The sequence below is a fragment of the Micromonospora sp. NPDC002575 genome (assembly GCF_042889525.1).
In the GTDB taxonomy this organism is placed as follows: domain Bacteria; phylum Actinomycetota; class Actinomycetes; order Mycobacteriales; family Micromonosporaceae; genus Micromonospora; species Micromonospora carbonacea.
Map to the genome: position 1 here is coordinate 293,085 of NZ_JBIARA010000002.1, position 11,015 is coordinate 304,099.

Here is an 11,015-nt window from a genome sequence, read left to right on the forward strand (position 1 = left end):
AGCCGGCGCGGGGTCAGCCGCCGTCGACCGGGCGGAACGGCGCGACGTGGTGCCGGGCGCGGGCCGTGCGGTTGGTGGTGGCGCAGATCGCGTCGAACATGGTCCGGCCGAGGACCGCGTGCGCCTTCACCGCCGGGTGGGTCGACCCGTAGTTGTCCAGGTCGCCGAGGGAGTCGGCGAACAGCGCGTACGTCAGGGTGGGCGCGCCCGCCGGATCGAACATGATGCCGGCCTCGTGCCGGGCCGCGCCCAGCTCGTCGTAGTCGGCGCCGTACTTGGTGGCGACCCGGCTGCGCTCGGCCGAGGACATGGTGTGCCGGACGCCGTCGTGGTAGCCGTTGATCCAGCGCAGGATGCCGAGTAGGAAGTCGGCGGACCGGGGGCTCACGATGGTCTTGTTGGCCAGCCGCCACAGCAGGTCGTGGGTCTCGCGGGGCGTGGTGACGCCGAGGTAGAACCGGTTCGGGTTGGCGACGGGCTCGACGCGGGTGTGGGCGAACCCCTTGGCGGCGAGGATGTCGTTGATCTCCAGCGCCGGCACCACCCGGCCACACATCCGCACCGCCGTGTTGTCGGAGACGAGCAGCATCGCGGTGAGGAAGTTGGCGACGGTGACCTGGTCGCCCCAGACGGTCTGCAGGAAGTAGATGCCGCTGCCGCCGAGGATGATGTCGGCGGTCAGGTCGAGCCGCTGGTCCAGCCGGAGCTGCCCGCGATCGATCTTGTCCATCACCGCGACGGCGACGGCGAGCTTCTGCACGCTGTAGCCGTGGGTGACGCGGTCGGCGTCGTCGGCCACGACGGTGGCGAGCGCGCCGGACCGGTCGACCATCGCGATGTGCGAGTGCCACACGCCGCCGGCCGCGGCCTTCTGTTGGAGGTAGGTCTGCCGGATCGCCTCCACGCCGCCTGCGGCGCGGATCCCCGTGGCCGGCGCGGCGGGCGCCCGCCCCTCGGCGGCGGCGGGCCGGCCGGTGGCGGCGAGCGCGGCGGCTGCCGCGCCCATCCCGATCGCGGCCCGGCGGGTGACGTTGCTGATCATGTGAGCCTCCCCAGTGGTCGTCCACGATGCTCTCAGACCTGTCGATCAAACGGTGTCCCGCAAGGTCGTCCCTGCTCCGACCGATCCGGGTCCGAAGTGGTCGGAGCTGTTACGAGAACGTGACCCCGGCATTTCCCGAAACATGTTGACCAAGGCGGATGTGAGCGCTAACACTGACCGGGGCGTGGACACGCTCCGCACTTTCGGCACGAGGTCCTGGGAGGGAAGCCTGTGTCCAGAAGATTCTTGATGGCACTCGGCAGCGCCGTGCTGGCGCTCAGCATCGCGGCGTGCAGCGGCGAGGGGGCCGGCGGGGGCGGCGACACCGCCGACAAGAAGCCCACCGACCTGACCATCGGCGTCTCGATGCCGACGCAGACCTCGGAGCGGTGGATCGCCGACGGCAACGCGGTGAAGGAGAAGCTGCAGGCCAAGGGCTACAAGGTCGACCTGCAGTACGCCGGGGACGACATCCCCACCCAGTCGCAGCAGATCGACCAGATGATCACGCAGGGCGCGGACGTCCTGATCATCGCCTCGATCGACGGCACGGCGCTCAGCGGCCAGCTCCAGGCCGCCGCCCAGGCGAAGATCCCGGTCATCTCCTACGACCGGCTCATCCTCGGCAGCCCCAACGTCGACTTCTACGTCAGCTTCGACAACTACAAGGTCGGCGTCGCCCAGGCCACCGCGCTGCTCGTCGGCCTCGGCCTGCAGAACAAGGACGGCTCCAAGGGCACGGCGACCGGGCCGTTCACCATCGAGCTGTTCGCCGGCTCGCTCGACGACAACAACACGCAGTACTTCTTCGGCGGGGCGATGGACACCCTCAAGCCGTTCTTCGACAACGGCACGCTGAAGGTGAAGTCCGGCCAGACGAAGATCGAGCAGGCCGCCACCCTGCGGTGGCAGCAGGAGACCGCGCAGAAGCGGATGGAGGACCTGCTGACGTCGAGCTACAACGACGGGTCCACGGTGGACGGCGTGCTGTCGCCGTACGACGGGATCTCCCGGGGCATCATCACCGCCCTGCAGAACGCCGGCTACGGCGCGGGCAAGAAGAAGCTGCCGGTGGTGACCGGCCAGGACGCCGAGATCGCCTCGATCAAGCTGATCAACGACGGCGTGCAGAACTCCACCGTCTTCAAGGACACCCGGCTGCTGGCCGAGCAGGCCGCCATCGCCGCCGAGGCGTTCCTCCAGGAGAAGCAGCCGCAGGCCAACGACACCACCACCTACAACAACAAGGTCAAGGTCGTCCCGGCGTACCTGCTGCCGATCCAGACCGTCTTCAAGGACGACATCAAGCCCGTCCTGGTCGACTCCGGCTACTGGACGGCCGAGGAGGTCGCCGCCGGGCAGGCCAAGAAGTAGCCCGGTCTCCGTCGGGCCCGGGCGACCCCCGGGCCCGACGGACGCCGGCCCGGCCGGCGACGCCCCCGACGAACCCGAACAGCGGGAGGATGCCCGTGAGCGACACCATCCTCGAGATGCGCACCATCACCAAGACGTTCCCCGGGGTGGCGGCGCTCCAGGACGTCTCGATCACCGTGCGGCGCGGCGAGATCCACGCCATCTGCGGCGAGAACGGCGCCGGCAAGTCCACCCTGATGAAGGTGCTGTCGGGGGTGTACCCGGCGGGCAGCTACGACGGCGAGATCGTCTTCGACGGCCGGCCCGTGCACTTCCGCGGCATCCGCGACAGCGAGGCCCACGGCATCGTCATCATCCATCAGGAACTGGCCCTGGTGCCGCACCTGTCGATCGCCGAGAACATCTTCCTCGGCAACGAGCGGCGCGGGCGCAGCGGCCTCATCGACTGGAACCGCGCCAACGCCGACGCGGCGGCCCTGCTGGAGTCCGTCGGCCTGCGCGAGAACGCCGTGACGCCGATCGCGGCGCTCGGCGTCGGCAAGCAGCAGCTCGTCGAGATCGCCAAGGCGCTGTCGAAGAAGGTGAAGCTGCTCATCCTGGACGAGCCGACCGCCGCCCTCAACGACGTCGACTCGGCGCACCTGCTCGACCTGCTGCGGCGGCTGCGCGACCGGGGCATCACCTGCATCATGATCTCGCACAAGCTCGGCGAGATCACCGCGATCGCCGACTCGATCACCGTCCTGCGCGACGGGCGTACGGTCGAGCGGCTCGACGTGCGCTCCGGTGAGGTGACCCAGGACCGGATCATCCGCGGCATGGTCGGGCGCGACCTGCACAGCTTCTACCCCGACCGGGTGTCGTCCCCCGGCGAGGAGGTGCTGCGGGTGGAGAACTGGACGGTGCGCCACCCCACCCAGGACCGCACGGTCGTCGACGACGTCAGCTTCACCGTCCGCGCCGGCGAGGTCGTCGGCATCGCCGGGCTCATGGGCGCCGGGCGCACCGAGCTGGCCATGAGCATCTTCGGCCGGTCGTACGGGCGCGACATCAGCGGCCGGCTCTTCCTGCGCGGCCGCCCGATCCGGGCGCGCACCGTCGCCGAGGCGATCGGCAACGGCATCGCGTACGCCACGGAGGACCGCAAGCGCTACGGGCTCAACCTCATCGACGACATCCGGCACAACGTCTCGGCGGCGGCGCTGGGCAAGCTCGCCCGCCTCGGCTGGGTGCACGACAACGAGGAGATCCGGGTCGCCGAGGCCAGCCGGCGCGACATGAACATCAAGGCGCCCAGCGTCATGGCGACGGTCGGCAAGCTCTCCGGCGGCAACCAGCAGAAGGTCGTCCTGTCGAAGTGGCTGTTCACCGACCCGGACGTGCTGATCCTCGACGAGCCGACGCGCGGCATCGACGTCGGGGCGAAGTTCGAGATCTACACGATCGTCAACCGGCTCGTGGCGCAGGGCAAGGCGGTCGTGCTCATCTCCTCCGAGCTGCCGGAGCTGCTCGGGATGTGCGACCGCATCTACACGCTCGCGGCGGGCCGGCTCACCGGCGAGCTGCCGGCGGGCGAGGCCACCCAGGAGAAGCTCATGCAGCTCATGGCGAAGGACAAGGAACCGGCCTGATGACCGACATCAAATCCTCCTCCCCCGGGCAGCGCCCGTCGACCGACGAGGCCGCCCCCGCCCTCGCCCTGCACACCGGCACCAGCGATCCGCGTACGCTGATCATGCGCAACCTGCGCCAGAGCGGCATCTTCGTCGCCCTCGTGGTCATCGTCGCGCTGTTCGCGGTGCTGACCGACGGCGTCTCGCTGAGTCCGGGCAACATCACCAACATCGTCCTGCAGTACTCCTACATCCTGGTGCTCGCCATCGGCATGGTCATCGTGATCATCGGCGGGCACATCGACCTGTCGGTCGGCTCGGTGGTCGCCCTCACCGGCGCGGTCTCCGCCGTGCTCGTGATCCAGCAGGGCCACCCGTGGTGGCTCGGCGTGCTGGCCGCGTTGGCCGTCGGCCTCGCCGTCGGGGCCTGGCACGGCTTCTGGGTCGCCTACGCGGGCATCCCCGCATTCATCGTGACCCTCGCCGGCATGCTGCTGTTCCGCGGCCTCACCCTGCGGGTGCTGGACAACATCTCGCTGTCGCCGTTCCCGGCCGAATACCAGCAGATCGCGGCGGGCTTCCTCAACGGGCTGCTCGGCGGGCAGGGCTTCGACGCGTTCACCCTGCTCATCGGCGCGGTGGCGGTCGCCGGGTACGCGGTCGGCGGCTTCCGCACCCGAGTGGCGCGCATCCGCTACCAGCAGCCGGTCGAGTCGTTCCCGCTGTTCGTCGCCCGGGTCGTGCTGGTCGGCGCGGTCGTCATGTACTTCGCCTGGCAGCTGGCGCACGCCCGGGGCCTGCCGATCGTGCTGATCATCCTCGCGGTGCTCGTCCTCGCGTACGGGCTGCTGACCCGGCGCACCGTGTTCGGCCGCCAGGTCTACGCGATCGGCGGCAACCTCCCCGCCGCCATGCTCTCCGGGGTGAAGGTGAAGACCGTCAACTTCTGGGTCTTCGTCAACATGGGCTTCCTGTCGGCCGTGGCGGGGATCATCTACTCGTCGCGGTCCAACGGGGCGCAGCCCGCCGCCGGCAACATGTTCGAGCTGGACGCGATCGCCGCGGCGTTCATCGGCGGCGCGGCGGTCACCGGCGGGGTCGGCACGGTCGTGGGCGCGATGGTCGGCGGCCTCATCATGGCCGTGATGAGCAACGGCATGCAGCTCATGGGCGTCGACCAGTCGATGCAGTCGGTGGTGAAGGGCCTGGTGCTGCTCGTCGCCGTCGCGTTCGACGTCTACAACAAGCGCCGCGCCGGGTCGACGCGCTGACGCCTGTGGGCCGGGTCCCGTCGGCGGTCGCGGTCAGTGCGCGACGCGACCGCCGACGAGAGTGCGGATCACCCGCTCGCCCACGGTCCAGCCCCCGAACGGGTTGTTGCGGGACCGGCTGCGGTGGCGGTCGACGCGGATGCGCTGCGGGACGCCTGTCTCGACCACACACAGGTCGGCCGGCTCCCCCGCCCGCACCGGCCGGCCCGCCCGGTGCGCGATCCCGCCGATGCGGGCCGGCACGACGGAGAGCACCTCGGTGAGCCGCGCCCAGTCGACCTGACCGGTGTCGGGTGCGCGCAGCACCGTGGCGACGATGGACAGGGCCGTCTCCAGCCCGGTCAGCCCGAACGCCGAGTCGGCCCACCCGCGCGTCTTCGTCGCCGCCGGGTGCGGCGCGTGGTCGGTGGCGACCACGTCGATCGTGCCGTCGGCGAGCGCGGCGCGCAGGGCCAGCACGTCGGCGGCGGCCCGCAGCGGGGGGTTGACCTTCAGCGCGCCGCCCGCGCGCAGCGCCGCCTCGTCGTCCAGGACGAGGTGGTGCGGGGTTACCTCGCAGGTGACCCGGATGCCCGACCGTTTCGCCTGCCGGATCAGCTCGACCGAGCCGGCGGTGGAGAGGTGGCAGACGTGTAGGTGCCCGCCGGTGTCGGCGGCGATCGACAGGTCCCGGTCGACGACGCGCTCCTCGCCGGCCGCCGGCCACGGCGCCGCGCCGGCCCGGGCCGCCACCCGGGCGTTGACGACTCCGGCGCGGGCGGCGAGGGGGTCCTGGGCGTGCTGGGCGAAGACGACGCCGAGCTCCCGGCTGGCTTCCAGCATCGCCCGGACCAGGCCCGGGTCGGCGACGCAGCGGCCGTCGTCGGAGAAGATCCGCACCCCGGCCGCGACGAGCGCCGGCACGTCCACGAGCCGCCTGCCGGCGAGGTCGCGTGTCACCGCGGACACCGGGTGGACGCGGGTGGTCCCGCGTGGGGCGCGCGCCAGCAGGTCGGCCACCCTGGACACCCGGTCGGTGGGTGGTGCGGTGTTGGCCATGGCGAACACGTCCGAATACCCGCCCGCCGCCGCGGCAGCCGTTCCCGAGCGGAGGTCCTCGGCCTCGGGGTGGCCGGGATCCCGCAGGTGGGTGTGCAGGTCGACCAGGGCGGGCAGGACGATCCGCGCGACGGCCGGCGGCTCGCTGCCGCTGGGCTCGATCGCGCCGATCGCGCCATCGGCGACGGTGATGTCGACGAGCGGCCCGTCCGGCGTCAGCCGGACGCCCTCAAGCCGGTGCACCGGGGCTCCTGCGCACCGCGAAGACGGGCCCGTCGGCGCAGACGAGGGGTCCCTCCCGCGCCGGATCGGACGGGCGGGGCAGCGCGCAGCCGTGGCAGTAGCCGAGGCCGCACGCCATGTGCGCCTCGACGGACACCTGCAACGGCGCCCGCCACCGCGACGACAGGGCCATGGCGAGTGCGGTGAGCCGGTGGGAGCCGCACACCACGACCAGTCCGGGCGTCCGGTCGGCGAACCGGGCGACCAGCCTGCGGCCCAGCCCCTCGACGGTGCTGGTGCCGTCGAGGTCGGTCACGGCGATGGCCTCGACGCCGAGCTCGGCGCAGTCGGAGCGGCCGATGACGCGCCCGTCGGTGCGGGCGCTCAGAACCACGGTGCTGGGGATGCCGGCGGCGCTGGCGTCCTCGACGAGGGTCATGAACGAGCACACCCCGATCCCCCGGCCGATCGCCAGCAGCGGCCCGGCGGTGGCGGGAAGGTCGAAGCCACGGCCGAGGGGTCCCGTGACCAGGAGACTGTCACCGGTGCGGACGCGGCTCAGCGCCTCGGTTCCCCGCCCCTGGACGTTGTAGACCACCTCGATGTCGCCGCTGGTCCGGCGGCGGTGCACGGCCATCGGCCGGGGCAACTGGATCAGCTCCCCGGTCGACTCCGGCACGCTGAGCATCACGAACTGGCCGGCCTGGGCGGTCGCGGCGACGCGGGGCGCGCGCAGCACCAGCCGGACGATGGCCGGCGCGAGCAGCGTGTGGCCGACGACGACGGCCGGGTCGCAGGCGGGCATCGGTCGGTCGCGGGTGGGCAGCACGGCCAGGGCGGCCGACGGTTGCACCGTGCTCATTCCGTCGCGTCCAGCCGGTACATGGTCTCCAGCAGCACGGCGGCGCCGGTGGCGATCTGGTCGGCGGTGCTGAACTCCTCCGGCGAGTGGGACAGCCCGCTGCGGCTGGGGACGAAGACGATGCCGGCGGGCATGAGCCGGCTGATCTGCTGGGTGTCGTGGCTCGCGCCGCTGGCCAGGGTCTCGACCTGCAGTCCCCGCGAGGCGGCGGCGGCGCGGGCCGCCGCCGCCACCTCGCGGGACAGGCTCACCGGCGGGGTGTCGGCCAGCTCCTCCACCTCGACGTCGACGCCGCGCCGCGCCGCGACGGTGCGGCACCGCTGGGCGACGGCGTGCGCCGCCGCGCGTTGGCGGCCGTAGTCGGTCTCCCGCACGTCGACGGTGAACACCACCCGGCCGGGAATGACGGTGATCGCGCCGGGCTCAACGGTGAGCGTGCCCACGGTGATCCGGGTGTTGTCCTCGGCGGCGGCCACGGCCAGTCGTTCGCAGTCGAGCACGCACTCGGACGCGGCGGTGAGGGCGTCGCGGCGGTTGTCCATCGGTGTGCCGCCGGTATGCGCGGCCACCCCGGTCAGCGACACGCGCAGCCGGGTCGAGCCGGAGACGGTGTCGACCACCCCGATGGGCACCCGCCGGTGCTCGAGCACGGTGCCCTGTTCGATGTGCAGCTCCACGAAGGCCCGCCAGTCCCGGGGCTCCCATAGCGCCGTGTCGATCCGCTCCGGGGCCAGGCCACACTCGGTCATGGCGGCGGCCATGGTCGTGCCGGTGCGGTCGGTGAGCTGACGCAGGTCGGCGGGGCCGGTGAGGCCGGCGACGATCCGGCTTCCGTTGCACGCCTGCCCGAACCGGGCGCCCTCCTCGGCGGCGAAGGCGACGAACCGCCACGGGCGGTGCCGGGGGCGGGGTCCGGCGCTCGCGGCGGCGGCCACCGCGAGCGCGGCGACCACCCCGACGGTCCCGTCGTACGCGCCCCCGTGCGGGACGCTGTCCAGGTGGGAACCGGTGCCGATCGCGCCATGGCGGGGCTCGGCGTCGGGGGCCAGCTCGCCGATGGTGTTGCCGGCGGCGTCGGTGTACGACGCGATGCCGAGTTCGGCGAGGAGGGACGCGAAGAGGTCGTGGGCCTGGCGTTCGAGGCGCGTGTACGCCAGGCGGGAGACCCCCGCGCCGGGTTCGGACAGGGCGGCGAACCGCCGCAGTGTCTCCTCCAGCCAGGCCGGCTGCAGGGCGGGGACGGTGGCGAGGGTGGACATGGTGCTCCTGGCTGTCGGGGCGGCTAGTGACCGTCGGGGGTGGACCGGTGTTGCGGGGCCGGCAGGTGCAGTCGGGGCGGGTGCAGGGTGATCGAGCAGTCGAGCCGGTGCCCCCGCTCGCGCATCATCGCGGCGACCGGCGTCGGGGTCCGGGTGCTGGTGAACCGGGTGGCGACGAGGGCGACGGTCGAGCTGTCGGGCAGGTCGGCGGAGGTGAAGAGGAGACCGCGTTCCTGGACGACAGTGACCCGGGGGGTGCGCATCGCAGCCGCGACGACGTGGGCGAGCACCGCCTCCTCCTCGCCTTCCCAGTGCAGGACGGCGGTCACGGCGCGGGCGCGGAGGATGGCGGCGAGCGCGTCGCCGAGGCGGATCGACGCCAGCGGGTCGCGGCCGAGGTCGAACCACCGCTCGGCGCCGTCGGTTCGGATCAGCGGCGCGGTGAGCGCGGAGAGGTCGGCGAGTTCGGGCATGGGTTCCTCGTTCCTGGTCGACGCCCGGTGGCGGCCGGGCGTTGCGGGCTGGGCGAGCGTGCGCCGGCACGCGGGTCAGGCGGGGGTGGGTGACGTCGCGGCGGGCCGGACGGGCGCGACGTCGCCGCGGAGCAGGGCGGCGAGCGTGGTGACGCCCGCCGCGCGGCACCGAGAGCGCAGGCCACGGACGACGTCGACCATGGCGGTGGGGCGGCTGAAGTTGGCGGTGCCGACCTGCACGGCCGACGCGCCGACGGACAGGTACTCCAGGGCGTGGTCGGCGGTGGCGATTCCGCCGCAGGCGATGACGGGCACGTCGACGGCCCGGGCCGCGAGCCAGACGAGCCGCAGGACGATGGGTCGGATGTGCGGGCCGGTGAGCCCCCCGACGTGGTTGCCGAGCGCCGGCTTCAGGCTGCCCGGTTCGAGGGGCAGCGACGGGACGGAGTTGGCCACGCACACCGCGTCGGCGCCCGCCTCCTGGGCGGCACGGGCGCACTCGGCGATGGAGGCGACCATCACGGGCAGCTTCGCGATGATCGGCTTGCCGGTGACCGCCCGTACCCGGGACACGGTCTCGAAGAGCGCGGCCGGATCGGCGCCGATGTCCCGGCCGTCGGTGTCGAGGTTGGGGCAGGAGACGTTGATCTCGTACCCGGCTCCGGCCCCGTCGAGCTGCTCCGCGACCTGTTCGTACTCCGCCGGGGAGTGGCCGCCGATGCTGATGATGGTCGGGGCTGCCAGCGCCTGGTAGTCGGGGTACTGGTGGGTGAGGAAGCCGCGCGGGCCCCGGCTGGGGATGCCGACGCTGTTGACGACGCCGGCCGGGATCTCGGTGAGCCGGTGCGCCGGGTTGCCGGCGCGGGGCTGGAGGAAGACCGTCTTGGTGACGGCGGCGGCGAGTTCCCGCATGGGGAGCAGCCGGCCCAACTCCGGGCCGAAACAGCCCGAGGCGGGCATCACCGGAGAGGTCAGGGCGAGGCCCCCGAGACGCACGGCCAGGTCGATGCTGGGGTCGGCACAGAGAGGGTCCGTGAGGGCTTCGGGCGGCCCCGGTTCCCGGGCTGGTGGCTGCACTCCAACTCCCTCGGTCGAACACCCGCACGCCCTTTCCGCATGGCGGAAAGTGTGCTTCCATAAGTAGGCTACGGAGTATCGGCCGCCCTCTCCGGCATGTCAAGCCCACCGTCGGGTGGCGACCCGCGATCCCACCGCGACCGCCCCGGCGCGGCCGACCAGCCCACCCACCCCCTTGGAGGACCCGTGCGGGTCGGTTTGTACGGCGGCGCGGCCAGCGGACGGAAGGAGCTGCATCCCGTCGTGGTGTCGCTGGTCTCGGCACTGGCCGATGCCGGTGGCGAGTTCGTCTACGGCGGCGGCGCGGACGGCATCATGGGGCTCGCCGCCTGGACGGCGCTGGCCCACGGCGCCCGGGTGACCGGCATCCTGGCCCCACCCGGCGAGGGCGACGAGACCCCGCATCCGGGGCTGACCCGGGTGGAGGTCGCCACGTCGCGCCCCGCCCGGCGGGCCCGCATCCTGGCCCTGTCCGACGTCGTCGTCGCGCTGCCCGGCGGCCCCGGCACCCTGGAGGAGATCGCCGAGGCGGTCAACCTGCGGCGGCTCGGCCTCACCCGAGCCAGGTGCGCGGTGCTCGACGCGCAGGGCTTCTTCGACCCGTTCCTGCGGCAGCTCGACCAGATGGCCGCGCAGGGCTTTCTGCGGCAGCCGCGTCACGAACTCGTCGCCACCGTCGCCACGGCGCGCGAGGTCACCGCCCTCTGCGCCGGGTCCGCGCCGGGCCGCGACAGCGGGCCGGCAGCGCCCGACGCCGCAGCGCCGCCGGCCGATTCCTGACCCC

General features: G+C 72.8%; 10 protein-coding genes. 4 read left to right on the forward strand and 6 right to left on the reverse strand.

The genetic code is table 11. The features are described 5' to 3' along the window. Window positions 1–13 precede the first annotated feature (13 nt). Window positions 14–1,042, reverse strand: coding sequence for a serine hydrolase (locus tag ACFYWL_RS04755; RefSeq protein ID WP_386967375.1), 1,029 nt, complete (start codon window positions 1,040–1,042; stop codon window positions 14–16). A gap of 231 nt (window positions 1,043–1,273) precedes the next feature. Here ACFYWL_RS04755 and chvE point away from each other — a divergent pair, with 231 nt between their 5' ends. From chvE to mmsB, 3 genes are all read left to right on the forward strand, one after another. Then, window positions 1,274–2,416, forward strand: a complete 1,143-nt coding sequence (gene chvE / locus ACFYWL_RS04760) for a multiple monosaccharide ABC transporter substrate-binding protein (protein ID WP_386967377.1) — start codon at window positions 1,274–1,276, stop codon at window positions 2,414–2,416. Between the two features lie 95 nt (window positions 2,417–2,511). Further along, window positions 2,512–4,047, forward strand: coding sequence for a multiple monosaccharide ABC transporter ATP-binding protein (mmsA, locus tag ACFYWL_RS04765; RefSeq protein ID WP_386967380.1), 1,536 nt, complete (start codon window positions 2,512–2,514; stop codon window positions 4,045–4,047). Further along, a complete protein-coding gene (gene mmsB, locus ACFYWL_RS04770; RefSeq protein WP_386967383.1) occupies window positions 4,047–5,300 on the forward strand; it encodes a multiple monosaccharide ABC transporter permease in 1,254 nt (417 codons plus the stop codon). The genes mmsA and mmsB overlap by 1 nt, the downstream gene beginning before the upstream one ends. 33 nt (window positions 5,301–5,333) lie before the next feature. On the opposite strand, the gene ACFYWL_RS04775 is transcribed toward mmsB, so the two are convergent. From ACFYWL_RS04775 to ACFYWL_RS04795, 5 genes are all read right to left on the reverse strand, one after another. Continuing rightward, window positions 5,334–6,581: a dihydroorotase gene (locus ACFYWL_RS04775; protein ID WP_386967385.1), complete on the reverse strand. Its 1,248-nt coding sequence runs from the start codon at window positions 6,579–6,581 to the stop codon at window positions 5,334–5,336. Next, the gene (locus tag ACFYWL_RS04780; protein WP_386967388.1) at window positions 6,568–7,422 is read right to left on the reverse strand and encodes a hypothetical protein; all 855 of its coding nucleotides are present in this window, start codon (window positions 7,420–7,422) and stop codon (window positions 6,568–6,570) included. The genes ACFYWL_RS04775 and ACFYWL_RS04780 overlap by 14 nt, the downstream gene beginning before the upstream one ends. Continuing rightward, window positions 7,419–8,681, reverse strand: coding sequence for a Zn-dependent hydrolase (locus ACFYWL_RS04785; RefSeq protein WP_386967391.1), 1,263 nt, complete (start codon window positions 8,679–8,681; stop codon window positions 7,419–7,421). Before ACFYWL_RS04785 ends, ACFYWL_RS04780 begins: the two co-directional genes overlap by 4 nt. Before the next feature lie 23 nt (window positions 8,682–8,704). Then, window positions 8,705–9,154: a hypothetical protein gene (locus tag ACFYWL_RS04790; protein WP_386967393.1), complete on the reverse strand. Its 450-nt coding sequence runs from the start codon at window positions 9,152–9,154 to the stop codon at window positions 8,705–8,707. A gap of 75 nt (window positions 9,155–9,229) precedes the next feature. Continuing rightward, window positions 9,230–10,150: a dihydroorotate dehydrogenase gene (locus ACFYWL_RS04795; protein ID WP_386967396.1), complete on the reverse strand. Its 921-nt coding sequence runs from the start codon at window positions 10,148–10,150 to the stop codon at window positions 9,230–9,232. Between the two features lie 267 nt (window positions 10,151–10,417). Here ACFYWL_RS04795 and ACFYWL_RS04800 point away from each other — a divergent pair, with 267 nt between their 5' ends. Continuing rightward, window positions 10,418–11,011: an LOG family protein gene (locus ACFYWL_RS04800; RefSeq protein ID WP_386967398.1), complete on the forward strand. Its 594-nt coding sequence runs from the start codon at window positions 10,418–10,420 to the stop codon at window positions 11,009–11,011. Window positions 11,012–11,015 lie beyond the last annotated feature (4 nt).

What these genes read in the sequence shown, in the direction of transcription:
- ACFYWL_RS04755 (WP_386967375.1), bottom strand. Translation starts at nt 1,042, where the DNA reads ATGATCAGCAACGTCACCCGCCGGGCCGCGATCGGGATGGGCGCGGCA.
- mmsB (WP_386967383.1), top strand. Translation starts at nt 4,047, where the DNA reads ATGACCGACATCAAATCCTCCTCCCCCGGGCAGCGCCCGTCGACCGAC.
- ACFYWL_RS04780 (WP_386967388.1), bottom strand. Translation starts at nt 7,422, where the DNA reads ATGAGCACGGTGCAACCGTCGGCCGCCCTGGCCGTGCTGCCCACCCGC.
- ACFYWL_RS04785 (WP_386967391.1), bottom strand. Translation starts at nt 8,681, where the DNA reads ATGTCCACCCTCGCCACCGTCCCCGCCCTGCAGCCGGCCTGGCTGGAG.
- ACFYWL_RS04790 (WP_386967393.1), bottom strand. Translation starts at nt 9,154, where the DNA reads ATGCCCGAACTCGCCGACCTCTCCGCGCTCACCGCGCCGCTGATCCGA.